Raw genomic sequence first — 24,908 nt, 5'->3', positions numbered from 1 at the left:
CAAATGACGCGGGTCATTTGATATGAGGCAGAGGTAAAATATGGACGGTTTTATTCAGCCCCATGCTTTCCTGTTTGCCATATAAGTGCTTTTTCGAAAGCAATATTGTTCATCCACGAAGAGTAGATATTATGGCTATTGATATGTTTCTGAAGGTCGAGGGTGTTACGGGCGAATCTAAAGATTCTAACCACACCGGCTGGACTGATATTACCTCCTTCTCCTGGGGCGCTTCCCAGCCAGGTAATATGAGCGTTGGCGGTGGCGGCGGTGCCGGTAAAGTTAACTTTAACGACCTGCACGTTAACGCGCTGATCGACAAATCCACCACCGCTATCCTGAAACACTGCGCCAGCGGTAAACACCTGACCAAAGTTGAGCTGTCCGTCTGTAAAGCGGGCGGCCAGCAGGTGGAATACTCCCGCATTACGCTGGAAGATGTGCTGGTGACCTCTGTTCAGTACACCGGTGCAGACAACGGCGATACCGTTGGTGTGACCTACGCATTCCAGGCTGCGAAAGTGAAACAGCAGTACTGGGAGCAGACCACGTCGGGTGGTAAAGGTGCTGAAAGCAGCGCTGGCTGGAACATCAAAGAGAACAAAGAAGCGTAATAATAGTGGGCCCGAAAGGGCTCACTTTATCCGGAGCTTCTTATCAAGGAGAAACAAGATGTCTCAAATGCGTCCTGCTTTTGGTGCCGCCTGGAACAGATTCAGAGAAGTGAACGTAAGCGTAGAACAGGTTGGCAAATTGTTGGGTGGAAAAGTTCAGCATAATATTGACGCCGGCATTTTTAAAAATGCCTGCCCAATTCGTATGAGCTACGTTTTAAATTACTGTGGCATTCCGATTCCTTCTAACAGTAAATATGCGACAGTGACCGGAAACGACAAAAAGCGCTATATGTTCCGCGTTAAAGATATGATTGCATTTCTACCCACGGTACTGGGCAATGCCGATATGTCTGTCTCTTCTCCCACTCCTGCGCAATTTGCAGGCAAACAGGGCATTATCATCTTCACCGGGCACGGCTGGAGCGACGCTACCGGGCATGTCACACTCTGGAATGGAAATATTTGCTCTGATGATTGCCATTTTCTGGGCTCACCGGGTAATGGTTCATTTATTCCGACCAACGCAACATTCTGGAGCCTGAAATGAAACGTTTGTTACTGCTGATCCTGGCTATAAATGCCCCTGCTGTTTATGCCCAAACCCTGCCTGATGTTAGCGCTTTTTCTCAGCAACAAATCTTTGAAAACTGGGTGCAAAATCGATGCATCAGTAAGATTGCGGACAGTAAAAGTCTTAAAGATGATGCAGAGGCCAGTGCGGCCGCATGGCTGGAAGCAAGCAATCTCCCTGCTGAGAATTTTGAGAAAGCTGACAAGGTGATTGTTTCTCTACTGAAAGAGAAAGTAGGCGGAACCGAACCGGGTCAATATCAGGTTTTAAAGTGCAGCTTAATCGCCAACAGCGACGCGATTCGTCCGCTCAAAACCGCAAAATAGAACCAATGGAATCGCCCCCAAACGCCGCCGTTCTCGCTCCGAGAGCGGCAGCGTTTGAGCGCTAATCATACCAGCAGGAATACGCCATGCGATTCACGATTATTTCTACGAAACCCGGTCATCAGCCGCCGCAAAGCAGCTGTGATTTTTACGCCCCGGGCGGCACCATTGGGCGCGGTACGGATAACAATCTGGTGTTGCCGGACAATGACCGCACCATCTCTCGTCTGCAGGCCATTGTTCACGTTGACGCTCAGGGCGAATGCCGCGTCACTAACCGTGGCAGCGTTACCCGCGTGGTATTAAATGACATTCCGCTGGAGCGGGGACGTCAGGTTGAGCTGCAGGATGGCGATATTCTCGGTATTGATGACTACCGTATCGAAGTGACCGAACTGATCCACGATACGCAGCCCGTAAGCCGCATGGCGGCCAGCCTGCACCAGCAGGCGCGTCCGACGGTCGCCCCTGCGCCTGCGCAGCAGCCGAAACCGGCGAACGCCGCACCGCGCGGGAAAGCCGAACCGACCGCCGTGCCAACGGAAATCTGGGATAGCCTGATGCAGGAGTTCTCCATCTCCGACAGCATCTCCAGCAACCGCACAAAGCCGCAGCCTGCTGCATCGCACGATCCGTTCTCCCAGCCTGCGGCTCCGGAGCGTAACGCCGAAGATCCGCTGGCGATGTTCAACGACAGCGATCCGACGCTCGAGCGTAAGCATGTCGATCCGGATACGCTGTTCAGCGATGAAGCGTTGTTCAAAAAAGAGAGTATTTTTGACGACGTCACCCCGTCAACCCTGATGCCGCCGGGCGAGACGAGCCCCGTTAAGCCAGAAGAAGAGGCAACCGATGAGCTCGATCCGCTGGCCCTGTTTGGCGGTAAAGCCAGCGCGCCAGCCGCGCGCAATGACGACCCGCTCGGGCTGATGGGCGGCGCGCCGTTAACCCATCCGGATGACATTATCAACGAGAAGCCTGCTCCCGTGCCGGAACCTGAGCAGGAAGAGGACGTGCTGGCCGATTCCCCGCTGTTCGCCCCTGAGCCGCAGGAAGAACCGCGTGCTGAAGAAGAACCCGCGCGACCGGATTACGCAGGCTTCACCATGCCAACGCCACAGGCCGTTGCGCGCAGCAGCGCGCAGGCCCCGAAGGGCCGCCTGCGCATCGACCCGGTCAATAACGCCGCCTCGCCAGCCGCCACGGCAAACAGCGGTGAGAAGGGTGAAGTGCTGCAGGGCGAGCTGCTGGAGGCGCTGCTGGAGGGGATGGGGCTGAGCGAAATGCAGCCCGTTCCGCAGTTTGACCGTGAAAATATGCGTCAGCTGGGGCAGATCCTCGGTATGTTCTCTCAGGGGACCGTGGCGCTGCTCTCCTCGCGCTCTATCCTCAAGCGCGGCGTAAAAGCCGACATGACCATGGTGCTGGACGATGCCAACAACCCGTTCAAGCTGTTGCCGACCGGCAAAACCGTATTAATCCAAATGTTCGGCACCCCGATGCCGGGCTTTATGCCACCAACCAAATCCGTGCGCGATGCGCTGATCGATCTGCAGGCGCACCAGCTGGGTATGATCTCCGGCATCCGCGCCATCATTGCCGCGATGCTGCAGTCCTTTAACCCGGAGCAGCTGGAAGAGCAGGCGAAGCAGAACGGCATGACCTCGCGTCTGGCGCTGCCGGGCAGCCGCAAAGCCGCCCTGTGGGACTACTTTGTTCGCAGCTATGGCGAGACGGCGGGCGAGATTGAGGACGACTTCCACACCCTGTTCGGCGAGGCCTTCCTTCATGCCTATGACATGGAGGTCAATCAGTACAAAGACTCACAGAGCGGATCGGAAGACAAATGAATATCGCAACGGCTTCTCTCTCCCGCCAGGGGACGCGCGCCAGCAACCAGGATCAGACGGGAGAAACCATAGGGGAACGTTCAGCCTGCTTTGTCGTCTGCGACGGCATCGCGGGGCTGCCGGGCGGCGAGGTGGCCGCAGCGCTGGCCCGCAACAGCATTATCTCCCGCTTCGATGGCGACAAACATCTTAATGCGCAGCACATCCGCGACTACGTGCAGACGGCGAATCGCACCATTCTCAGCGAACAGCAGGCCGTTCAGGACTATCGCCGGATGGGCACGACGCTGGTCAGCCTGTTCATTGACCGTGATTACGGGCTGGCCTACTGGGCCCATGCCGGAGACAGCCGCCTGTACCTGTTCCGCCGGGGATGGCTGTGGCATGTGACAACCGACCACAGCCTGGTGCAGCAGATGAAAGATGCCGGACACCAGACCGACAACCTGAACAGCAATCTGCTCTATCTGGCGCTCGGGATTGAAAACGGCGGGCCGGAAGCGAGCTACAGCGACGTGGTACAGGTTGAAGACGGCGATGCATTCTTACTCTGCACCGACGGATTCTGGCACGGCGTCAGCGAAGAGCAAATGAAGCAGTCGCTGCACATGGTGAATACGCCGCAGGAGTGGCTGACCTTAATGAACCAAATCATTCAAAAGAATGGCGAGCAGGAGGGGAATGCCCAGGATAACTATACTGCCCTGGCGGTATGGATGGGCAACCCTCAGGACACCACTTTGCTGCACACCCTCTCTGACGCAGCACAATTTCTTCCCTGCGGAACTGATTAGACACACAAGGAACGATATGAAACTTTGGCTATCGGGTTTGGCACTTCTGGCGGCGACCTCCACCGCGCAGGCTGAAAATTTCCGCATCGTGCAGTCTCCTGCGCAGAAGCTGGATATCTGGATCGACAACATCAAAGACAACACGCCGCAGAGCTGGTGTAAGCCTGAGGTGGCGCTGCGTATTGTGGCGAACGGCAAGAAAGACGTCTCCGTGCTGGAGAACTTTGTGCCGCGTCTTGGCTCACTGCTGGAACACCAGTGCAGCAAAGTGAATAAACTCAGCTGGATGCTCAACGATCCGGCGGGTACCACGCTGGCGCAGGGCACGGCTGGCAAAGCGCAGGACTGGGCGCTGGTGGTGAAACAGGAGCAGGCCGCGTCTGCCGCGACCGTCACCGCTACCCCAGCCAGCGGCGCGTTACTGCCGCCCGATCAGAACGTGGCTTCCCGCACCGTTGCCGCCGACCGTACGCCGTGGCAGGAGTTTACGCTTCAGGACGGCTGCCACCTGCGCACCTTCTGGGAAGGGGGCGCTTCTGCACCGGCGCTCTTTATTCCGGATTCTGACACCACCCGCTGCGGGAACGGCAGCTGGCTGAGCGGACACACCGTTGTGTCGCAGTCCCGCAACGGCGGGCAGAAAGAGATGGCGGTGACATACATTCATGGCTTCCCGGTCACCGGGCTGAATCAAAGCGCCGACCCGGAAAACGCGCTGATCACCTCCGTCAACAAAGAGCGCATGGTATTCAGCACCCCAAACAGCGACCAGAGCTGGATGATCCTGCCTTACGACAATGCCCTGAACAGCTGGAAGAGCAACGGCACGGTCGCGGTGGAGATTTCCCGTGAAACCGCCAGCGATGATGCAAAACTGCAGGCGCGTATCGCTGCGGTGAAAAAAACCTGGAGCGCCTGGGTGGCACCCGGCACTCCGCTGAATATCGTTCTGATTGACACCCTGCGTCCTCAGCTGCGCGATCCGGCCGTCGGCGCATGGCGCGCGGCAAATTAAGGAATGGCAATGAATACGCTCTATCAACACCTGGCGGGTGAGTCGCTTAACGACGCGCTCGCGCGTCTGGAAGCAGAAATCAAAGCCCGTCCGGCAGATGCCGACCTCCGCGCCGCGTTCGTGCAGTTTTTAACCCTGAGCGGCAACTGGACGCGTGCCCTGACCCAGCTGAAAAGCTGGCTGGCGTTGAAGCCGCAGGCGAAGCCCACCGTCACGCTGCTGGAGCAGTCCATTCAGGGCGAGCTGCAGCGCGCGCAGGTGATGGCGGGACAGGCGCGTCCGACGATGCCTGAAACCCAGTGGCCGTGGCTGACCACCCTTGCCGCGGCGCTGAGCGAGGAGGGCGAGCGCGCGCAGGCGCTGCGTCTGGAAGCCCTTGAACAGGCGCAGGCAAACCCTGGTAGTGTCACCCTTGAAAACGACGAGACGCAGGCCTTTGACTGGCTGATGGACGGCGATGCCCGTCTCGGCCCGGTGTGCGAAACCATCGTCAACGGCCGCTATTTCTGGCTGCCGTTTAACGCTATCGCGGAGATCCGCTTCCAGGCGCCTGCCAGCGTCACCGATCTGGTCTGGCGTCACGCGCTGGTGCGCCTGACCGACGGAACGGAGCAGGTGTGTCAGATCCCGGCGCGTTACCCGTTTGCGGCCGATGCTTCCGATGCGGTCAAACTGGGGCGCACCACCGACTGGCACCCGCTCGATACTGACGGCACGCTGTATGAAGGCCAGGGCCAGAAGGCCTGGCTGAGCGAGCAAAGCGAAAGCCCGCTGCTGTCCTTGAGCCTCGTGACGTTCGCGACGGATGGAGCCGATGAGTAATCCCGCTGGCGAAGGCGATCTGCTGCGCAGCGGCTGGCAAGCCCGCAGCAAGCAGGAGAAGGTGGGGGCGCGCGACAAAATGCAGCCTTCGCTGCTCGATCGCCTCACTGATAACGACCCGGAAAAAAAGCGCGAGTCGGCCAACAGCAATCTGATCACCCATGCCGCCCTGCGTCGCAATGTGCTGCGGGATCTGCAGTGGCTGTTTAATACCATCAACCACGATGCCTCCGGTGATTTGAGCGCGTTACCGCACGTGAGCCGCTCGGTGGTTAACTTCGGCGTCGCGCCGCTGGCCGGGAAAAGAATGTCGGACATCGAATGGCACGACATTCAGCGCAAGCTCACCGAGGCCATCATTAATTTTGAACCACGCATTTTGCCGCAGGGGCTGCAGGTCCGCTGCGTGTCGGATACCTCCTCGCTGGATCTGCACAACGTGCTCTCCATCGAGATAAAAGGACGTTTATGGTGTGTGCCGTACCCGCTGGAGTTTCTGTTTCGTACAGATGTCGATCTGGAAAACGGCCATTTTGAACTGAAAGATGCGGGGTAATCATGGAAAGTAAACTGCTCGAATACTACAACCGTGAGCTGGCCTACCTGCGCGAAATGGGGGCCGAATTTGCCGAACGCTATCCTAAAGTCGCCGGACGGCTGGGCATGCGCGGCATCGACGTGGCGGACCCGTATACCGAACGCCTGATGGAAGGGTTCGCCTTCCTGACCTCCCGCGTGCAGATGAAAATGGACGCGGAGTTTCCGCGCTTCTCCCAGCGTCTGCTGGAGATGATTGCTCCGAACTATCTTGCGCCCACGCCGTCGATGGCGATTGCGGAGATTCAGCCCGACAGCAGCCGGGGCGACCTGAGCAAGGGCTTCATTGTGCCGCGCGGTACCATGATGGACAGCCTGGCGCTGAAAAAAACCGGCGTGACCTGCAGCTATACCACGGCGCACGAGGTCAACCTGCTGCCGCTGAAAATCGACAAGGTCGAGCTGGGCGGTGTCCCCGCCGATTTGCCGCTCGCACAGCTGGGTCTGAGCCAGCGGGGGATCGGCAGCGCCCTGCGGATCCGCATCGCCTGCGACGGCCCGCAAAATCTCGGGCACCTGGATTTCGACCGACTGGAATTTTTCCTCGCCGGTCCGGATATCGAGGCGCTGAAGCTGCTGGAGCTGGTGATGGAGCACCACGCCGGGATTGTCTGTCAGACGGTCAGCCCGCAGCCGCAGCGACAGCTGCTGGCGTCGGACGCGCTGCGTCAGGAGGGCTTTGAGCCTGACCAGGCGCTGCTTCCGGACGATCTGCGCAACTTTGACGGCTATCGTCTGCTGCAGGAGTATTTCGCCTTTCCGGCCCGATTCCGGTTCATCAGCCTCAGCGGCCTGAGCACGCTGATCCAGCGCTGTGAAGGTGAGAAAGCCTTCGACATCTTCATCCTGCTGGATAAGTCGGATGAACAGCTGGAGCGCGTGGTCGATGCCAGCCACCTGGCGCTGCACTGCACCCCGGTCATCAACCTGTTCCCAAAGGTCGCGGCGCGTCAGAAGCTGAATGAAGGCCAGCATGAATACCATCTGGTGGTCGATAACATCCGTCCGCTGGATTATGAGATTTACGCGGTCAAAAAAATCTATGGCAGCGCGGATGGTCAGCGCGATGACCAGACGTTTCGCCCGTTCTGGAGTACCTGGAGCGGCGATGCGGGCAACTACGGAGCCTATTTTTCCCTGCGCCGTGAACAGCGCGTGCTGTCCGAGCATGCCCTGCGCTACGGCACCCGTACCGGCTATATCGGCTCGGAGGTCTTTGTCTCGCTGGTGGATGAACAGCACGCCCCCTGGCAGGAAAACCTGCGCTATATCTCTGCCGAGGTGCTCTGCACCAGCCGCGACCTGCCGCTGATGCTGCAGCAGGAGCTCGGGCAGTTCATTATGGCGGACTCCATGCCGGTGAAATCCCTCACGCTGCGTAAAGGGCCGACGCCCCCGCGTCCGGCGCTGGCGGAAGGGTTCAGCACCTGGCGGCTTATCAGCCAGCTGCAGATGAACTACCTGAGCCTGATGGACAGTGACAATGAGGAGGGGGCTGCCGCGCTGCGCCAGCTGTTAGGACTGTACGCTAACCTGGCCGAAACGCCCGTTCCGCGTCAGGTGGAAGGCGTTCGTCACTGCGTGCTGGAGCCGGTTCACCGCCGCGTGCCTGAACCCGGCCCGGTGGTGTTCGCCCGCGGGATCGGCATTACCCTGACGGTGGATGAGCGAGCCTTTTCGGGGGCCAGTCCGTGGCTCTTCGGCAGCGTGATGGAGCGTCTTTTTGCCCGCCTGGTCTCCATCAATAGCTTTACGGAGTTCTCCCTGAAGAGTCAGCAGCGCGGCGAGATTGGCTACTGGGCGCCGCGCATGGGTAAAAGGGCGCTGATATGAGTGACGCCGCCACTGTACCGCTGCGCGTGCATCGCCTGACGAAGCTGCCGGATGCGTTCTGGCACGGCGTCCGCGAGACGCCCTGGCGCTACGATCTGTTTCAGCTGTTAAGGCGCATTGATGCCCAGGGCGGCGAGCGCTACCCGCTGGGCCGCGCGCCGCTGCCAAAATTTGAACCGCTGCGCATCGGCCAGCAGCCGTCGATGAGTTTTGCCCCGTCGACGCTGGCCAGGGTGCGTCAGCGGGAAGAGAGCGGGCTGCATGAGGTGTCTATCCTCAGCTTCGGCCTGTTTGGCCCGAACGGTCCGCTGCCGGTCCACATGACCGAGTACGCCCGCGAGCGTATTTATCATCATCAGGACACCAGCCTGAGCGCGTTTGCCGATCTGTTCCACCATCGTCTGGCGCTGCTGTTTTACCGCGCCTGGGCGGATGCGCAGCCGACCGTCTCGCTGGACCGCGCCGATAACAAGCGCTTTGAGGGCTATCTGGCGTCGCTGATTGGTATGGGCCAGCCGGGTCAGATGGACAACGGCAGCCTGAGCTCACACGCGCGCTTTACCCACGCCGGGCATCTGACCCGTCACGGGCGGGATCCGGAGGGGCTGGAGAAGATCCTGCGCAGCTATTTTAAGGCGCCGGTCAAACTGGTCAGCAACGTGCCGCAGTGGATGCCGCTCTCCACGCGCGAGCAGGCGCAACTGGGAGCAGGACGCCGCATGCCGCGCATGGGTGAATCCGCCTTTCTCGGCGTCGCCGTCCGCGACGTGCAGCATAAGTTTCGCATCGAGATTGGCCCGCTGAGCGCGGAGGAGTACAACCGCTTTCTGCCGGGTGAAGCGTGGGTCACCGAGCTGCGCGACTGGGTGCGTCAGTACGCTGGAGTGGAGTTTGAGTGGGAAACGCGGGTGATCCTGCGGGCAGACGCGGTGCAGGGCGCCACGCTCGGCAGTCATGCGCGATTAGGCTATAACACCTGGCTGGGCCTTCAGCCGCAGCCTGTCCCGCGCGGCGATCTGGTGTATCGCGCAGAGCGGTAATCCTTCCGTATACCGAATCATTGTTAATGGAAACTAACATGTCAGAAATTAGCCGTGCCGTGCTTTTCGGCAAACTGGATACGCTGTTATTTACCTCTCTGGAAAGCGCCACTGCGTTCTGCAAGCTGCGCGGCAACCCCTATGTTGAGCTGGTGCACTGGCTGCATCAGCTGATGCAGCAGCAGGATGGCGATCTGCAGCAGGTCATCCGCCACTTTGCCCTTGATGAACAGCAGCTGACGCGCGATATCGTTGCCGCGCTGGATGTGCTCCCGCGCGGGGCGAGTTCCGTTTCCGATCTCTCCGAGCATATCGACAGCGCCGTGGAGCGCGCCTGGGTCTTCGGCTCGCTGAAGTTTGGCGTCAGCCGCATTCGCGGCGGCCATTTGCTGATCGGCATGCTGAAAACCTGGAACCTGGCCAACGTGCTGAAAAGCATTTCGGCGCAGTTTACCCGCCTTAACGTCGAGGTATTGATTGAGCAGTTCGATACCATCTGCGCCAACAGTAAAGAGACGCAGCAGGCCGCTGCTGCCGTCGATGCACCGGCGGGTGCGGTACCGGCTGCGCAGGGGACGCTGGCCCAGTACGGTCAGGACCTGACCGCCCGTGCCCGCGACGGGAAGATTGACCCGGTTGTCGGGCGCGACGAGGAGATCCGCCAGATGGTCGATATCCTGATGCGCCGTCGTCAGAACAACCCGCTGCTGACCGGGGAAGCCGGGGTCGGCAAAACGGCGGTGGTGGAAGGTCTGGCGCTGCGTATCGCCGACGGCGACGTGCCGGAGCCGCTGCAGAACATTCAGCTGTGGCTGCTGGATATCGGCATGCTGCAGGCCGGTGCAGGCATGAAAGGCGAGTTTGAAGCCCGTCTGCAGGCGCTCATTAATGAAGTCCAGTCCAGCGCCACGCCGATCATTCTGTTTATCGATGAGATCCACACCCTGATTGGCGCAGGCGGCCAGCAGGGGACCGGCGATGCGGCGAACCTGCTGAAGCCAGCTCTGGCGCGCGGCCAGCTGCGCACCATCGGGGCCACCACTTGGGCAGAATACAAAAAGTACATTGAGAAAGATCCGGCGCTGACCCGTCGTTTCCAGACGGTGCAGGTACACGAGCCGGACGAAGCGAAAGCCATTCTGATGCTGCGCAGCACCGTGTCGCCGTTGGAGACGCATCACCAGGTGTTGCTGCTCGACGAAGCGGTCAGCGCGGCGGTAAAGCTGTCGCATCGCTACATTCCGGCGCGTCAGTTGCCGGACAAAGCCGTTGCGCTGCTCGATACCGCCTGCGCCCGCGTCGCGGTCAGCCAGAGCGCACCGCCTGCGCAGCTGGAAGACTGCCTGCGCCATCTTGCCGCGCTGGACGTGGAAATTGAGATTGCCGAACGCGAAGCGCGCGTGGGGGCCGGTGATGCCGATCGCGTCACGGCATTACGCGCCGAACGCGACGCGTATGAGACAAAACGCGCAGCCCTGTCCGGGCGCTGGGAAGAAGAACGCAGCCTGGTGCAGGAGATTATCCGCCTGCGCGCCGCGCTGTTCGCGGCGGGCGAGGAAGATACCGCTGAGCTGCGCGGCCAGCTGGCGGAACAGCAGCTGGCGCTGAACGCCTTACAGGGTGACGAGCCGCTGCTGTTTGCCGCGGTGGATGAAAACGTGGTTGCCGCGGTGGTCTCTGACTGGACCGGGATCCCGCTGGGCCGGATGGTGAAAAACGAGATCGACGCGGTTCTGAACCTTGCCGACACGCTGAACCAGCGCGTTATCGGCCAGCGTCACGGTCTGGATCTGATTGCCCGCCGCGTGAAAACCTCGCGGGCGAAGCTGGACGACCCGAACAAGCCGGTGGGCGTCTTTATGCTGTGCGGCCCGTCCGGCGTTGGTAAAACCGAAACCGCGCTGGCGCTCGCCGAATCTCTGTACGGCGGCGAGCAGAACGTCATCACCATCAACATGAGCGAGTTCCAGGAAGCGCACACCGTCTCCACCTTAAAAGGTGCGCCTCCAGGGTACGTAGGGTATGGTGAAGGCGGGGTATTAACCGAGGCCGTCCGCCGCCGTCCATACAGCGTCGTGCTGCTGGACGAAATTGAGAAAGCGCACCCGGACGTCCACGAGATCTTCTTCCAGGTCTTTGATAAAGGCTGGATGGAGGACGGCGAGGGGCGCCACATTGATTTCCGCAACACCATTATTATTCTGACGTCTAACGTCGGCACCGAGCTGATTAGCGCTATGTGCGCCGATCCGGAGTTGGTGCCGGAGCCGGACGCGTTAAGCGGTGCCCTGCGTCAGCCGCTGCTGGAGGTCTTCCCACCGGCGCTGCTGGGCCGTCTGCTGGTGGTGCCGTATTACCCGCTCAGCGACGAGATGCTGGGGCAGATTGTTCGCCTGCAGCTCAGGCGCATTCAGCGTCGTCTGGAAGAGAATCACAGCATTATTTCTGAGTTTGACGACAGCGTGGTGGAGCAAATTGTTCAGCGCTGTACCGAGGTGGAGTCGGGTGGACGCATGGTGGATGCTATTCTGACTAACACCCTGCTGCCCCAGATGAGCCAGATCTTACTTACCGCCAGCCGCAGCGACGAACAGTACCGACGTCTGCATGTCACCTGCGAGCAGGGCGAGTTTCACTGTCAGTTTGCCGCGTAATAATCATCAAGAGAACTGTAAAAGATGACGGATAATGATAACAATCGGACTGTCCCAAACGCGCTCCCGGTCGGGTACCGCTTCAACGAGTTTGAAATCAAAGAGGTGATCGGCGGCGGCGGTTTTGGCATTGTCTATCGCGCGTGGGATCACCAGCTCGAACGCACTATCGCTATCAAAGAATTTATGCCTTCCTCGCTCGCCGTACGCGGCGACGACATGACCCTGGTGCTGCGCAGCGAGCGCTTTGGCAAAGCGTTCTCCGCGGGCCTGAACAGCTTCATTCAGGAAGCGCGTCTGCTGGCGCGCTTTAACCACCCGAACCTGCTGCACGTCCTGCGCTTCTGGGTGCAAAACGACACGGCCTACATGGGGACGCTGTTTTACAGCGGCACCACGCTGTCACGCCTGCGTGAAGAAAAGCCGGAGCTGATCAACGAAGCCTGGATCCGCCGCACGCTGCCGATGCTCTTCGGTGCGATCAAGACCATCCACGACGAAGGCTACCTGCACCGCGACATCTCTCTGGATAACATCCAGATCCAGGATAACGGCCTGCCGGTGCTGCTCGATTTCGGCTCCGCGCGCCGCACCATCGGTAACCTCTCCGACGAAACGGAAACCATGCTGCGCCCGGGTTTTGCGCCGATTGAGCAGTACACCGACGACAACGAAAGCGAGCAGGGCCCGTGGACGGATATTTACGCCCTCGGCGCCGTGCTGCGTACCCTGATTGTGGGTTCTCCGCCGCCGGTCAGCGTGGTGCGCTCTATTCAGGATACCTGCAAACCGCTGGTAGAAATCATGCCGCAGGGCTATTCCATCCCGCTGCTGCAGGCCATTGACCGCGCGCTGGCGCTGCACATGGAGGATCGTCCGCAGTCCATCGACGAGTTCGCCGCGCTGATTGAGATGCCGGTCGCCGGGATCAACGACGTGCTGACGGCGAAAAAGCCCGGCACGATGCTGGTTCCGGTTGAAGACGAGAAACCGGCTTCGCTGCTCGACTGGCGCCGCTACAAGATCCCGGGCATGGTTGCCGCGGGCGTGCTGGTGGGTATTGTCGCCGGGGCGATGATTTTCAGCGGCGGTAACGATGCGCCAGAGCAGGCTGCGCAGGCACCGGCAGAGACGCGTCCAACCGAAACTGCCGCGAACGCCCCAGACGTGAAGCCAGAAACGGCGAAGGTGAGCGAACCGGCGACAGCACAGCAGACCCCACCGCCTGCCGCGAGCCCTGTTGCGTTGGTCTATATCCGCATCCTCGACGGCGAAACGCTGAAAGTAAACGGCGAGCCAAAAGCGCTGCGCCCGGGAACCAACGGCTATGCATCGCTCAAGCTGCCGGCCGGTGAGGCGAAGATTGAACTGCAGGGCAACGGAAGAACGCGTGGCCAGACGCTGGATATTGCCAAGCCGGGCACCTGGCTGGTGAATCCGTAGGAATATAAACAGGAGATACTATGGAAGTGTACAATCTTCGAAGCCAGAGGCTTCACATCCAAAGGAATGTGAGAAGGTTGTCTCTCCTGTTTATGCGTTTTGAATTTAACCCTAATCTGGAGAGTTGAGTTGAAGCCAACATGTGCCTCCCCATTTTTGTAAATAATAATATCGGGCGTACACAAAACAACCTCGCTCATTTAAATAGCAATCTATGGTATTTCTGGGGAAGCATGGATCTTCTCGCAATGTTACTTTATTGCGTGAATTCAGTTCGCCACGACAGAATTCCATTCATTTCTGATGCAAAAGCGTTTGGTGATTCGTTGCATTATTATGCAGGTGATGGTTTCAGCATTTTGGTCATGCTTTTTTTTGTGCTTGACTTACTTTTATTACTCTCTTTGTTTACTTCGGCCTGGTTATTCTTCAAGCGAAAGATTGGAGCGGTTAAATTTGCCCTTGCTCAGGAATTATTTCGCTTGATTTCATTCAGATGTTCGGTCTCATTGTTCCCTCTTTTATTAAGTATGTTTGATATTTCAAACATCTGGTTGAATGTGGTTTATTTGTCACATCAGAGTCACTGAAAATCTACTCTCTTGTTTTTTGGATGATCAAGAGGGAAAAGCCCCTTTCTTGAATGACGCTTTATCACAGATGCGAACCCCTTTTCTGCATCGCATAAGCTAGATGGAATAAAGATTATGCTCAACCGAATTACCGTTCAGCTCCCGGTGGAGGGGCTTCTGTTCTGGAAACTGACGGGCCGCGAGGCGATGTCCGAATCGTTCGCGCTGACGCTGACCGTGCTCGGCACGGACGCACGCATTGACCGCAGTAAGCTGCTGGGCCAGCCGGTCACGGTGGCTATCCCGACGCAGAATCTGCTGACGTCCCGCTATATTAACGGCAAGATTACCCGCGTGGCGGTCAGCGCCGTTGAGCTGACGGGCACCCGTTATGCGGTGTACCAGCTGACGGTGGAGCCGGACCTGTGGCCGATGAAGCGCGACCGTAACCTGCGTATCTTCCAGGGCCAGACGGTGCCGCAGATTGTGAAAACCCTGCTGGGTGAGCATCAGGTCAACGTTGAGGACAAACTCACCGGCAGCTACCGGGTGTGGGACTACTGCGTGCAGTATCAGGAGTCGAGCCTGGACTTTATTAGCCGCCTGATGGAGCTGGAGGGGATTGCGTATCACTTCCGCCATGAGGCGGACAAGCACACCCTGGTGCTCACCGACGCCGCCACGCAGTACCAGCCGTTCAGCGGCTATGAGGTCATTCCTTACCACCAGACGCCGTCAGGCGGCAGTACGGATGAAGAGGGCATCAGCCAGTGGGCGCTGGAGGACAGTGTGACGCCGGGGATTTACAGCCTCGACGACTATGACTTCCGCAAGCCGAACGCGTGGCTGTTCCAGGCCCAGCAGAACCCGGCATCGCCGAAGCCGGGCAGCATCGACGTGTACGACTGGCCGGGTCGCTTTGTGGACAAAGGGCACGGGGAGTTCTATGCCCGCATCCGTCAGGAACGCTGGCAGGTGGAGCATCAGCAGATTCAGGCCACCGCGACGGCGGCGGGGATTGCGCCCGGGCACACCTTCACCTTAACCAACGCGCCGTTCTTCAGCGACAACGGCGAGTATCTGGTGACTGCTGCGGGTTACCACCTCGAAGAGAACCGCTATGCCAGCGGCGAGGGGGAGACCATTCACCGCACCGATTTTACGGTCATCCCGTCGGCGGTGGTGTACCGTCCGGCGCAGTCCACGGCGTGGCCGCGCACCTACGGCCCGCAGACGGCGAAAGTGGTGGGGCCGAAGGGCGAGAGTATCTGGACGGACAAATACGGCCGGGTGAAGGTGAAGTTCCACTGGGACCGTCTGGCGAAGGGCGATGACACCAGCTCCTGCTGGGTGCGCGTGTCGAGCGCGTGGGCGGGCCAGGGCTACGGCGGGGTGCAGATCCCGCGCGTCGGCGATGAGGTGGTGGTGGACTTTATCAACGGCGACCCGGACCGTCCGATCATTACCGGTCGCGTGTACAACGACGCGAGCATGCCGCCGTGGGCGCTGCCGGCTGCGGCGACGCAGATGGGCTTTATGAGCCGCACGAAAGACGGTTCCGTGGACAATGCCAATGCCCTGCGGTTTGAGGATAAAGCGGGCGCAGAACAGGTATGGATCCAGGCCGAGCGCAATCTGGATATTAACGTCAAAAACGACGAAACACATTCTACTGAAAAAAATCGAACCCAGTTCGTTGGCGAAGATGAAACCTTACGGGTAGCGAAAAATCAGAAATCAGGGATTAAAGGCGATGTGGTATGCCTGACGGGGAACAGTCGAAACGATAAAGTCGTTAATAATTTTATACTTTCCGCAGGAAATACGCTGAGACTGGAATGTGGTGAAAGCGCCATCGAGCTATCAAAAGACGGCAGCGTCCATATCATTTGTAATAACTTTAACTTTACTGCGAAACAGAACGCGCAAATTAATACGCTTTCCGGCGAATTACATTTGAACCCTGATGATGGACAAAATGTCATCGATCCGCCTGGCGCATCCCTTCAGGGTGAAATCCAGCAGGAAGTGGATAGTTTTTTTGTTATTAATGGCAATAAATAAGAGTAACCCGAATGGCTGAATATATTCTTCAGGAAGCATCCCTTGCCTTACCCGATGTATTTAAAGACAGAACCATGAATTTATTTACCCTGAGTGATAACGGAGCCAGCGAGTTTACTTTTGTTGTTTCTCGTGCGAGTGCTAAAAACGAAGATAAAGTCCATGATGCGGCAACACGGCTGGTACGTGAACTGGAAATTACGGTGCCCGACTTTCGTCTCGAATCCTCGCAGATGACCTCTATTGATGGTCTCCCGGCGGTTGAGCTTTTTTATCAATTCAAAAATGATAATGCGATCATTTTCCAGAGGCAGACCGTTATTTTGCTCGGTGACCATCCTGGCGGCCAAAAGATGGTGTGTTATATCGGTACTTGCCCGGGCGAGTTTAGCGATTATTATCATAATCAATATCAGGAAATTATCCGCAGTATTAAGTTCCACAAACCGGCTCAGACTGAAACTAGAGAAATGCTCGCTGCCGACAGCCAGGGGCCATTTTTTGCGCTTGATAGTGAGAGTAAGGTACTCAGTGTCTTTGAAAACATTCAGGAACTGTATGGACACCTTTCGCTTCAGCGGGCGAAAGAGGGGCAGTATTTGCTTTTTGAAAAGCGTGGCAAACCACTCAGTATTGCACCCGTTCCGGACAGCCAACCCCTTCGTTACGCGCTCTGGACGACTTTCGCAGACAAATCACATCACCTACTTTCACAGCTTTCCGCATGCCGCCAGGTGTCTGGTTCTGACCCGCTTGATACAGCCGACCGGATCCGTAAGTATCTGATGGCACAGCGAGCCGAATAGCCATGTCCGAATGTCAGGCTGCTCGCGTAGATGATGAGATTGCACATACAGCCTCAAAAGGCTGGATGATTGCAGGATTGGTGGGCGGGGCCATTCTGGGCGCAGCTGCCGTTGTCGTCACTGGAGGGACCGCGCTGGTTGCTGTTTCTGCCGTTGCGGCTGGGGCATGCGCTGCGGGTGGGTTGGGTGAGCTCCTCGGCAGTATGTCATGGGCTCCACGCCATACTACCGGTACGCTAAAAGAAGGTTCACCCAATGTCTTTATCAACAGCCGAAAGGCTATCCGCGCTCATCTGTCAGCCGGAGAGTGTGACGAACACAGCGGTAGTCTGCAACGGGTTGCCGAAGGTTCGATAAAGGTTTACATCAACAACTTTCCCGCCTCTCGCACTGGCGATAAGCTGACATGCAGCGCTGAGATTAGCCAGGGATCGCGAAATGTTATTATCGGTGGAAGCAAGGTTCAGACCGATGAAATAAGTCCTGAAATACCGGAATGGGTGAACTGGACGATGCTCGCCGTTGGTGCCGGAGCCATGGCGGTGCTGGCCAGTCCGGCAATCGCACTTCTGAGTACCCTCGGTGCGATGGGCGGTGGGACTATTGGTGGCTACGCGGGTGGAATGCTGTGTGGCGAAGGTAGCGACGGTCAGAAATGGGGGATGCTGATCGGCTCCGTTATCGGCGGCGGGGCTGGCATTAAAGGCGGGGCACGGTTTGATGCGTGGCGGGCTGGTAAATCAATGCCGCGCGTTAGTGCGGAACCTGCTACAGCTTCAGCTTCGCCAAGGATGAGCTTAAGCGAAGCCGTGGGGAAACAACGAGCCGAAAAATGGATTACTCGTGGCAGAGAATTGGCGGATAATCGAGATCCTGCTCTGTCTGCTTTACTCAGTGATGAGCAAGTAGGTGCATTGTATGGTTATACTACCGATCCAGGCTACCAAATGGTAAACCCAGCGTTACGAGGTATGAAACCAATGACTAAAGAAATGGAAGCATTTACTCAACATATAAATGATGGCTTAGACCAGCTTCCTACTTTTAGTGGCGAGACATACCGCGGGATGAACAGCCTACCTTCGCACATATTGGAAGGATATACTCCGGGCAAAACAGTTATCGATCCCGCCTTTCTTAGTACTGATGTTAATCGAGGCTTCAGCGGTCCTATCCAAATGCGTATTGAAGGTTTTTCCGGTAGGAAAATTGACTTCCTTTCAGAGTTCAATGCAACAGAGACTGAAGTGCTGTTTAAGCCGAATACATCGTTTGAGGTTATCAGCAGGTCAGATGAACTTGGGATAACGAATATAGAATTAAAGGAAATACCATGATCGACCTTCATTCCGAAGACTCAGTAATCAATCATTATGCTGATCGCTATCATACATACATGCCAGTTAATGTCCGTAAGGCAATAAGGAGCAACAGTATTGATAATTTGAGTTCTTCACAAGCCTGGGATGCAACTTTACCTTTAATTACGACTGAAGATGTTTCACGTGATAAAGCGCTTGGGGCGTTTGTGGGATTGGCTGTTGGGGACGCCGTCGGCACCACTCTTGAGTTTAAGAAAAGAGACAGTGAACATGTAGCAGATATGATTGGTGGCGGGCCTTTTCAATTAAAACCTGGTGAATGGACAGATGATACGTCCATGGCATTATGTCTGGCAGAGACTTATCTTTCAGAAAACAGAATGCACACCGATGTGCTTAGAAAATATCTCCTGAAATGGTATCTTGACGGAGATAATAGCAGTAATGGTCGGTGCTTCGATATCGGGAATACGACGCGGTTCGCGCTTGAACAGTATATGCGTGTCGGACCTTCCTGGTATGGTAATACAGAGAAACACACTGCTGGTAATGCTGGGGTTATTCGTCAAGCACCTGTGTCTATCTTTCGTCGAAAATCGCTGCGTGCAATTTACTTCGAATCACAGGCTCAGAGTCGAGCAACGCATGGCGCGGTAGAATCAATTAACGCATGCCAATTTCTCGGATTGGTATTGCACTATTTAATCAACGGTTATCAAAAAGAAGAAGCTTTTTCGCCTCATGTTTTCCCACTGTGCGCGCGTGTAATGATCATAAACGCGGGTGAGTATAAGCAAAAAACTCGCGACCAGATTCGTTCAAGTGGTTACGTTATTGATACGCTTGAGGCCGCGATGTGGTCCGTATGGAATACGAATAATTTCCGTGATGCCATTTTACTGGCAGCTAACCTTGCCGATGATGCTGACAGCGTTGCAGCGACGGCGGGACAAATCGCGGGGTCATTATATGGTTATTCCGGTATTCCGCAGGAGTGGAAAAACAAACTCGTTCAGCACGAACGTATCGCCAAAATGGCAGGTGAACTGTTCGATAGAGCTCCAGAGGATAATTTCTTATAATTATATTAGTCATATGGCACGGGTATTGTACCGTGCCTCTTTCTTTGTCTGTCCCTAATGGTTTGTTAGTTAAAAGCGTCCCGGCGTGTCAAAAATTGGACAATACACATTCTTCGAGAAGAGAAGATGTGGTGACCATGGTTTGTGGATAAAGAAAATTATATTGAGTTGGGTTGAATTAATGGCGTCACTGATATAGTCAATCAGCGGTTCGGGCCAATATTACGCCTGGTAGCAAAATCTATCGCCGCGTTAAGCTGTATCTTGTTGTTTTATGGTATTTAGTTTGGAAAAGGAGTGTGATGCGAAGTGAGATGACGACACGACAATGCCTGGAGAACAACATGTATAAATGTGGTACGTTATGATTCAATGGCTTTTCTTTATTCTCTTTATGATTTGGACACTAGCGCTTATCTGGAATGGAAAAGACTTATTCAGTAAAAAACAATGGTTCCTTGCTGGGTTGATGTTCGTTCTGGTGTTAGTGGCTACGGTTGTTATTGGTTTTACGTTGAAATGGCTCGCTCAGTCAATGTCATTATTCTCCGTCGCAACGGCGAAACAATATTCGATTATCTTTTCCATGTCTTTCCTGTGCGTATGGGGACTAAAAGTTACCGTTGTGCTGCTCTGCACGATCTTTTCCGGGATTACAGGAGGGCACAAAAAATACAATGCTGAAAATTATGAAGCAATATCGTCTATAATACGCGTCGTTGCGCCTGGCTTACTTATCGTTGCTAAAAGCGTAGTTTCCCTGGGTAGCGTCCTTATGTTTTCAGGTTTATGGCTTAAATAAGCACGATTTAAAAAATATCTCAATGAACACCGAGATTAGTCCATAGTGGAATAAAGATTATGCTCAACCGAATTACCGTTCAGCTCCCGGTGGAGGGGCTTCTGTTCTGGAAACTGACGGGCCGCGAGGCGATGTCAGAGTCGTTCGCGCTGACGCTGACCGTGCTCGGCACGGACGCACGCATTGACCGCAGTAAGCTGCTGGGCCAGCCGGTCACGGTGGCTATCCCGACGCAGAATCTGCTGACGTCCCGCTATATTAACGGCAAGATTACCCGCGTGGCGGTCAGCGCCGTTGAGCTGACGGGCACCCGTTATGCGGTGTACCAGCTGACGGTGGAGCCGGACCTGTGGCCGATGAAGCGCGACCGTAACCTGCGTATCTTCCAGGGCCAGACGGTGCCGCAGATTGTGAAAACGCTGCTGGGTGAGCATCAGGTCAACGTTGAGGACAAACTCACCGGCAGCTACCGGGTGTGGGACTACTGCGTGCAGTATCAGGAGTCGAGCCTGGACTTCATCAGCCGCCTGATGGAGCTGGAGGGGATTGCGTATCACTTTCGCCATGAGGCGGACAAGCACACCCTGGTGCTCACCGACGCCGCCACGCAGTACCAGCCGTTCAGCGGCTATGAGGTCATTCCTTACCATCAGACGCCGTCAGGCGGCAGTACGGACGAAGAGGGCATCAGCCAGTGGGCGCTGGAGGACAGCGTGACGCCGGGGATTTACAGCCTCGACGACTATGACTTCCGCAAGCCGAACGCGTGGCTGTTTCAGGCCCAGCAGAACCCGGCGTCGCCGAAGCCGGGCAGCATCGACGTGTACGACTGGCCGGGTCGCTTTGTGGACAAGGGGCACGGGGAGTTCTATGCCCGTATCCGTCAGGAGCGCTGGCAGGTGGAGCATCAGCAGATTCAGGCCACCGCGACGGCGGCGGGGATTGCGCCCGGGCACACCTTCACCTTAACCAACGCGCCGTTCTTCAGCGACAACGGCGAGTATCTGGTCACTGCCGCGGGTTACCACCTCGAAGAGAACCGCTATGCCAGCGGCGAGGGGGAGACCATTCACCGGACCGATTTCACGGTCATTCCTGCGTCGGTGGCCTACCGTCCGGCGCAGAGCACGGCGTGGCCGCGCACCTACGGCCCGCAGACGGCGAAAGTGGTGGGGCCGAAGGGCGAGAGTATCTGGACGGACAAATACGGCCGGGTGAAGGTGAAGTTCCACTGGGACCGTCTGGCGAAGGGCGATGACACCAGTTCCTGCTGGGTGCGCGTGTCGAGCGCGTGGGCGGGCCAGGGCTACGGCGGGGTGCAGATCCCGCGCGTCGGCGACGAGGTGGTGGTGGACTTTATCAACGGCGACCCGGACCGTCCAATCATTACCGGTCGCGTGTACAACGACGCGAGCATGCCGCCGTGGGCGCTGCCGGCTGCGGCGACGCAGATGGGCTTTATGAGCCGCACGAAAGACGGTTCCGTGGACAACGCCAACGCCCTGCGGTTTGAGGATAAAGCGGGCGCAGAGCAGGTATGGATCCAGGCCGAGCGTAACATGGACACCAGCGTTAAAAATGATGAAACGCACAGCGTCGGCGGCGAGCGCAGCCATTACGTGAAGAAAAATGAACTGCATCGCGTGGAAGCGAATCAGACTCAGGCCGTGAAAGGTGGCACCGAGATCCTGACGGGGAAAGGCAAGCTGGATGCGGCGGTAGAGCAGTATGTTATCGCTTCCGGGACGAAGCTGCGGCTGGTCTCAGGGGAAAGCGCCATTGAGCTGAATGCTAACGGCAAGATTAACCTCATCGGCAAAGAGTTTAACTTCTTCGTGGAAGGGGATGGGTATATCACCACGGGCGGTAAGCTGCATCTGAATACCTCTGGTACAAAACCGGGCACCACGGCGCCGGGTTCCGGACATAAAGGGGATATTGATGCGGCGGTGCAGGCGAAATTTACGACCAAAGATGAGTAAAGCAGGTGCGGTACTTATCGCGTTACTAACGATGGGAATGGCTGGAGGAGACGCGCAGAAAAAGGATCTCTGGATGTTTATTTCCGGGATGAGTGCATCGCTTAAGACGTTATCCGTTACAACCCTTAGTAACGCGCCGTTACCGTTTAAGATGACCAGGCAAAATGAATATATCAATTTCTACAATGCCGACGATATCAAACTCGCTGATGGAACGAACATAACCGCAATTGAGTTACGTTTAAGCAAAGATAACGACGGCATGGCGCCTTTACTGAATTTTTCACCCTCCTCAGGTCAATGCATAACGCTGGATACCGTTAAAAAGCATTATCCGCAGCTGACGTTAACTGATTATCCACGAGGCCGCTCGGAGAACGAAGTGACCAGCCATACAGCCCGAAAAGATATGAATGGACAAAAGGTGAGCTTCAGTTTCACCGTGAAAAATCCTCACTGTCTGGGTTCAGTCGTCATTAGCGCAGACTAAGAAATACTGCACTCATGTCCTGGCGGTTTCTTCAGGGTGATAATTGCAATACACATTCAATAAATGACGATTAACGTGAAAAAACACACGCCGATATTTCTTTGTTCCATCCTGATGTTTACCTGTCTCGGCAGCAATGTGGTTTTGGCTCAGGTAATGCCTCCCGTTCTGACAAAACGGGATTTTTCTGTGCAGATCAAAGACCAGCCTGTCGCATTGGGCGACCGATGGTCTCCTGATAGTGCCGGTAAAATTGATGTGCCGTTGGAAGGCAACTTTGTCGGTGAGGTTCCTTTTGACGGAACGAACTATAAATTCTACCAGCATCAAAGGGCTGGGTTAGAAATATTCAGTTCCAATCTCTGGTGGGATAAAGCTGAACGAAGCGTTGATGATTATATCGTGTCGCAGATTACGCTGACTGCCGAAGACTTCGCAACGCCGCGTGGTGTCCATGTGGGTTCAACGAGAAAGGAACTGAACAGCGCATACGGTACCGGTCAGGTCGACAATGATGCGGGGGAGCAGTGGATTACCTACGAATTGGATAAAAAAGTGCTTTCTTTTGAGATAAAAGGCGGGAACGTTATAAAAATAACGATGAATTACAACAATGATTCTCAAGAATAATTTATGACCAAAAAATATCTGGCAGTCGTATTGTTCGCGGCTTTATTGACAGGCGTCGTTGAAACGTCATCGGCACTTGAATTATCGCAATACAATAAGCTCGATACGGTAAATCGCATCCTTAACGACAGTGAAGTGACAGACAATCTCAGGACGCTGTTGGGAAATCATTACCAAACCTTTATTGATAACTTTGACGTCTTCGGCGAACCGCACACCACCGCAGGTGGAGGACTGTTTGTTGAAGGCTGGCTAAAAGATCTTTATCTGGAGAACGCGTCAGCGCTGGTTATCAATCCTGACGGCAAAATCTTTGCGGCCTGGGTGGTTCCGGAGTCGGACGTAATCCATTACCAATCCTCTGATAATGGCCCGGGTATTAATGCTGATATCCAGCAATGGGCCGCCAGGTTCAATACGATGCAGTTTGCAACGAACAGCCAATCGAGACCTGCGTTTGACGGGGTTTGGGCAGGCGGGGTTGGCAACGACTCGACATTAACCCTGCAGTTAGCTGAATCAGGCAACCGTATCACCGGGTCTTATTGCTATATCTTCCAGAGAGGTAATCGCATCGACTGCCCGGAAGAAGATGAGCGAAATCTTAGCGGTACGATCGCGGGAAACCGTGCGAACGTAGAGTTCAACTCATCGTTTGGCGGCGCAGGCGGAAGGGCTGTTCTGGAAATAAAGGGGAGTGAAATGGAATGGCGTCTGGTAACGCCTCCACAAAAAGGAAATGATTATACTCCGCTGCGTTATACGTTACGGAAAGCCGCTTCGGTTCATCACGCTGAAACCAGAAAACTGGACACCGACAAGTTCACTATCTCTCTGATAAACAAGTGCGGGCGTTTCGAGGGTGAATGTGACCAGATGGTTTATCTCGGTGTGCGCAAAAGCGATAACAGTACGATCTCCTTAAAGGGAAAAACGTTACACGACCCCGCAGGTAAAATAATCGGCTCAACGTACAAGAATGGCGAGATCGCTTATACCGTGACGTATGCACCTGTGAAATTGCTTGTCAGCAAAGGCAGCCATGTTTTAGTCGAACAGTCAGGTCAATGGCGTAAATAATAAAACAGCCAGCCAAAGGGCCAACATGGATTGGCCTTCATGTTTCTCTCAATATTAATCATCCCGAGTTCACTTATGAAATACACCCTCCAGGAAGGTTCATTTTCCCTTTTTCCTGCTGCCTGGCAGGATAACAGCATGAACATCATTCGCGATGACGAAAGCGGGCTGTCCGTGGTGGTCAGCCGCGGCGTGATTCCCGATGGCAGCGACTACGAACAAGAGTTTCACCGCCAGTGGGATGTGTTGCGTCCTCAGATGGGTGAGATCGCCCAGAGCGAATTCCGGGACGTAAACGCCGGTCCAGACGGAAAAATTAACGGGCTGGAAGTTGAGACCACGTTTGACCGTAACGGGCAACGCCTGTGGCAAAAACAGCTGGCCGTGCAGACGCCGGGCAAACCGGTATTGATGATTTTTACCCTCTCGGCATTAAGAGCTTTTACCGAAGAGGACGAGGTGCGCTGGAGCGCGCTTAAGCAGAGTCTGACGCTAAACGACAACCGGAATGTGTAA

23 protein-coding genes are annotated in these 24,908 nt (G+C 56.0%); all 23 read left to right on the top strand.

Annotated features, from left to right (window positions below):
* Nucleotides 1–131: 131 nt before the first annotated feature.
* The 23 genes from ACMGGU_RS11635 (at nt 132) to ACMGGU_RS11525 (ending at nt 24,908) form a co-directional block, all read left to right on the top strand.
* Complete coding sequence (locus ACMGGU_RS11635) at nt 132–614, top strand: Hcp family type VI secretion system effector (RefSeq protein ID WP_008502640.1); 483 nt, start codon at nt 132–134, stop codon at nt 612–614.
* A 58-nt stretch (nt 615–672) separates the two neighbouring features.
* Complete coding sequence (locus ACMGGU_RS11630; protein ID WP_032645536.1) at nt 673–1,164, top strand: type VI secretion system amidase effector protein Tae4; 492 nt, start codon at nt 673–675, stop codon at nt 1,162–1,164.
* Nucleotides 1,161–1,514 (top strand): T6SS amidase immunity protein Tai4 family protein, encoded by a 354-nt coding sequence (locus ACMGGU_RS11625; protein WP_045908268.1) that lies wholly within the window; start codon nt 1,161–1,163, stop codon nt 1,512–1,514. The genes ACMGGU_RS11630 and ACMGGU_RS11625 overlap by 4 nt, the downstream gene beginning before the upstream one ends.
* Nucleotides 1,515–1,600: 86 nt before the next feature.
* A complete protein-coding gene (gene tagH, locus ACMGGU_RS11620; RefSeq protein WP_420300571.1) occupies nt 1,601–3,364 on the top strand; it encodes a type VI secretion system-associated FHA domain protein TagH in 1,764 nt (587 codons plus the stop codon).
* Nucleotides 3,361–4,158, top strand: a complete 798-nt coding sequence (locus ACMGGU_RS11615) for a PP2C family protein-serine/threonine phosphatase (protein WP_008502637.1) — start codon at nt 3,361–3,363, stop codon at nt 4,156–4,158. Before tagH ends, ACMGGU_RS11615 begins: the two co-directional genes overlap by 4 nt.
* Nucleotides 4,159–4,174: 16 nt before the next feature.
* A complete protein-coding gene (locus ACMGGU_RS11610; protein WP_069719024.1) occupies nt 4,175–5,173 on the top strand; it encodes a hypothetical protein in 999 nt (332 codons plus the stop codon).
* 9 nt (nt 5,174–5,182) lie between these two features.
* The gene (locus tag ACMGGU_RS11605) at nt 5,183–5,995 is read left to right on the top strand and encodes a type VI secretion system accessory protein TagJ (protein WP_420300570.1); all 813 of its coding nucleotides are present in this window, start codon (nt 5,183–5,185) and stop codon (nt 5,993–5,995) included.
* A complete protein-coding gene (gene tssE, locus ACMGGU_RS11600; RefSeq protein WP_024909842.1) occupies nt 5,988–6,551 on the top strand; it encodes a type VI secretion system baseplate subunit TssE in 564 nt (187 codons plus the stop codon). The genes ACMGGU_RS11605 and tssE overlap by 8 nt, the downstream gene beginning before the upstream one ends.
* Before the next feature lie 2 nt (nt 6,552–6,553).
* On the top strand, nt 6,554–8,425 hold the full coding sequence (gene tssF / locus ACMGGU_RS11595) for a type VI secretion system baseplate subunit TssF (RefSeq protein WP_420300569.1): 1,872 nt from the start codon (nt 6,554–6,556) through the stop codon (nt 8,423–8,425).
* Nucleotides 8,422–9,465, top strand: coding sequence for a type VI secretion system baseplate subunit TssG (tssG, locus tag ACMGGU_RS11590; protein ID WP_234083777.1), 1,044 nt, complete (start codon nt 8,422–8,424; stop codon nt 9,463–9,465). The genes tssF and tssG overlap by 4 nt, the downstream gene beginning before the upstream one ends.
* Nucleotides 9,466–9,503: 38 nt before the next feature.
* Nucleotides 9,504–12,119 carry a type VI secretion system ATPase TssH gene (tssH, locus tag ACMGGU_RS11585; protein WP_420300568.1) on the top strand — a complete coding sequence of 872 codons (2,616 nt, stop codon included), beginning with the start codon at nt 9,504–9,506 and terminating at the stop codon, nt 12,117–12,119.
* Nucleotides 12,120–12,143: 24 nt separating this feature from the next.
* Nucleotides 12,144–13,562: a serine/threonine protein kinase gene (locus ACMGGU_RS11580; RefSeq protein WP_090392343.1), complete on the top strand. Its 1,419-nt coding sequence runs from the start codon at nt 12,144–12,146 to the stop codon at nt 13,560–13,562.
* 233 nt (nt 13,563–13,795) lie between these two features.
* Complete coding sequence (locus ACMGGU_RS11575; RefSeq protein ID WP_420300567.1) at nt 13,796–14,152, top strand: hypothetical protein; 357 nt, start codon at nt 13,796–13,798, stop codon at nt 14,150–14,152.
* A gap of 117 nt (nt 14,153–14,269) precedes the next feature.
* A complete protein-coding gene (locus ACMGGU_RS11570) occupies nt 14,270–16,198 on the top strand; it encodes a type VI secretion system Vgr family protein (RefSeq protein WP_420300566.1) in 1,929 nt (642 codons plus the stop codon).
* An 11-nt stretch (nt 16,199–16,209) separates the two neighbouring features.
* Nucleotides 16,210–17,004 (top strand): DcrB-related protein, encoded by a 795-nt coding sequence (locus ACMGGU_RS11565; protein WP_196347504.1) that lies wholly within the window; start codon nt 16,210–16,212, stop codon nt 17,002–17,004.
* 2 nt (nt 17,005–17,006) lie between these two features.
* On the top strand, nt 17,007–18,341 hold the full coding sequence (locus tag ACMGGU_RS11560) for a PAAR domain-containing protein (protein ID WP_177317618.1): 1,335 nt from the start codon (nt 17,007–17,009) through the stop codon (nt 18,339–18,341).
* Nucleotides 18,338–19,408 (top strand): ADP-ribosylarginine hydrolase Tri1, encoded by a 1,071-nt coding sequence (gene tri1 / locus ACMGGU_RS11555; RefSeq protein ID WP_420300565.1) that lies wholly within the window; start codon nt 18,338–18,340, stop codon nt 19,406–19,408. The genes ACMGGU_RS11560 and tri1 overlap by 4 nt, the downstream gene beginning before the upstream one ends.
* Before the next feature lie 364 nt (nt 19,409–19,772).
* Nucleotides 19,773–20,210 carry a hypothetical protein gene (locus ACMGGU_RS11550; protein WP_234083768.1) on the top strand — a complete coding sequence of 146 codons (438 nt, stop codon included), beginning with the start codon at nt 19,773–19,775 and terminating at the stop codon, nt 20,208–20,210.
* A 59-nt stretch (nt 20,211–20,269) separates the two neighbouring features.
* On the top strand, nt 20,270–22,192 hold the full coding sequence (locus tag ACMGGU_RS11545) for a type VI secretion system Vgr family protein (protein ID WP_090392345.1): 1,923 nt from the start codon (nt 20,270–20,272) through the stop codon (nt 22,190–22,192).
* Complete coding sequence (locus tag ACMGGU_RS11540) at nt 22,185–22,682, top strand: hypothetical protein (RefSeq protein WP_420300564.1); 498 nt, start codon at nt 22,185–22,187, stop codon at nt 22,680–22,682. Before ACMGGU_RS11545 ends, ACMGGU_RS11540 begins: the two co-directional genes overlap by 8 nt.
* A 75-nt stretch (nt 22,683–22,757) precedes the next feature.
* Nucleotides 22,758–23,312 (top strand): hypothetical protein, encoded by a 555-nt coding sequence (locus ACMGGU_RS11535; protein ID WP_252073156.1) that lies wholly within the window; start codon nt 22,758–22,760, stop codon nt 23,310–23,312.
* Between the two features lie 3 nt (nt 23,313–23,315).
* On the top strand, nt 23,316–24,392 hold the full coding sequence (locus ACMGGU_RS11530) for a hypothetical protein (RefSeq protein WP_252077008.1): 1,077 nt from the start codon (nt 23,316–23,318) through the stop codon (nt 24,390–24,392).
* Between the two features lie 75 nt (nt 24,393–24,467).
* Nucleotides 24,468–24,908: a DcrB-related protein gene (locus tag ACMGGU_RS11525; protein ID WP_023344371.1), complete on the top strand. Its 441-nt coding sequence runs from the start codon at nt 24,468–24,470 to the stop codon at nt 24,906–24,908.

The organism is Enterobacter sp. BNK-8, from assembly GCF_048685095.1.
Lineage (GTDB): Bacteria > Pseudomonadota > Gammaproteobacteria > Enterobacterales > Enterobacteriaceae > Enterobacter > Enterobacter quasiroggenkampii.
The sequence above is the reverse complement of the archived record's forward strand: the minus strand, read 5'-3'. Positions and strand labels throughout refer to the sequence as shown.

Coding starts and splice junctions, on each gene's coding strand:
- ACMGGU_RS11570 (WP_420300566.1), top strand. CDS start 14,270: ATGCTCAACCGAATTACCGTTCAGCTCCCGGTGGAGGGGCTTCTGTTC.
- tri1 (WP_420300565.1), top strand. CDS start 18,338: ATGATCGACCTTCATTCCGAAGACTCAGTAATCAATCATTATGCTGAT.
- ACMGGU_RS11605 (WP_420300570.1), top strand. CDS start 5,183: ATGAATACGCTCTATCAACACCTGGCGGGTGAGTCGCTTAACGACGCG.
- ACMGGU_RS11610 (WP_069719024.1), top strand. CDS start 4,175: ATGAAACTTTGGCTATCGGGTTTGGCACTTCTGGCGGCGACCTCCACC.
- tssF (WP_420300569.1), top strand. CDS start 6,554: ATGGAAAGTAAACTGCTCGAATACTACAACCGTGAGCTGGCCTACCTG.
- ACMGGU_RS11530 (WP_252077008.1), top strand. CDS start 23,316: ATGACCAAAAAATATCTGGCAGTCGTATTGTTCGCGGCTTTATTGACA.
- ACMGGU_RS11580 (WP_090392343.1), top strand. CDS start 12,144: ATGACGGATAATGATAACAATCGGACTGTCCCAAACGCGCTCCCGGTC.
- ACMGGU_RS11635 (WP_008502640.1), top strand. CDS start 132: ATGGCTATTGATATGTTTCTGAAGGTCGAGGGTGTTACGGGCGAATCT.
- ACMGGU_RS11575 (WP_420300567.1), top strand. CDS start 13,796: ATGGATCTTCTCGCAATGTTACTTTATTGCGTGAATTCAGTTCGCCAC.
- ACMGGU_RS11615 (WP_008502637.1), top strand. CDS start 3,361: ATGAATATCGCAACGGCTTCTCTCTCCCGCCAGGGGACGCGCGCCAGC.
- ACMGGU_RS11625 (WP_045908268.1), top strand. CDS start 1,161: ATGAAACGTTTGTTACTGCTGATCCTGGCTATAAATGCCCCTGCTGTT.
- ACMGGU_RS11550 (WP_234083768.1), top strand. CDS start 19,773: ATGATTCAATGGCTTTTCTTTATTCTCTTTATGATTTGGACACTAGCG.
- ACMGGU_RS11630 (WP_032645536.1), top strand. CDS start 673: ATGTCTCAAATGCGTCCTGCTTTTGGTGCCGCCTGGAACAGATTCAGA.
- tagH (WP_420300571.1), top strand. CDS start 1,601: ATGCGATTCACGATTATTTCTACGAAACCCGGTCATCAGCCGCCGCAA.
- ACMGGU_RS11540 (WP_420300564.1), top strand. CDS start 22,185: ATGAGTAAAGCAGGTGCGGTACTTATCGCGTTACTAACGATGGGAATG.
- ACMGGU_RS11525 (WP_023344371.1), top strand. CDS start 24,468: ATGAAATACACCCTCCAGGAAGGTTCATTTTCCCTTTTTCCTGCTGCC.
- ACMGGU_RS11560 (WP_177317618.1), top strand. CDS start 17,007: ATGTCCGAATGTCAGGCTGCTCGCGTAGATGATGAGATTGCACATACA.
- ACMGGU_RS11565 (WP_196347504.1), top strand. CDS start 16,210: ATGGCTGAATATATTCTTCAGGAAGCATCCCTTGCCTTACCCGATGTA.
- tssH (WP_420300568.1), top strand. CDS start 9,504: ATGTCAGAAATTAGCCGTGCCGTGCTTTTCGGCAAACTGGATACGCTG.
- tssG (WP_234083777.1), top strand. CDS start 8,422: ATGAGTGACGCCGCCACTGTACCGCTGCGCGTGCATCGCCTGACGAAG.
- ACMGGU_RS11545 (WP_090392345.1), top strand. CDS start 20,270: ATGCTCAACCGAATTACCGTTCAGCTCCCGGTGGAGGGGCTTCTGTTC.
- tssE (WP_024909842.1), top strand. CDS start 5,988: ATGAGTAATCCCGCTGGCGAAGGCGATCTGCTGCGCAGCGGCTGGCAA.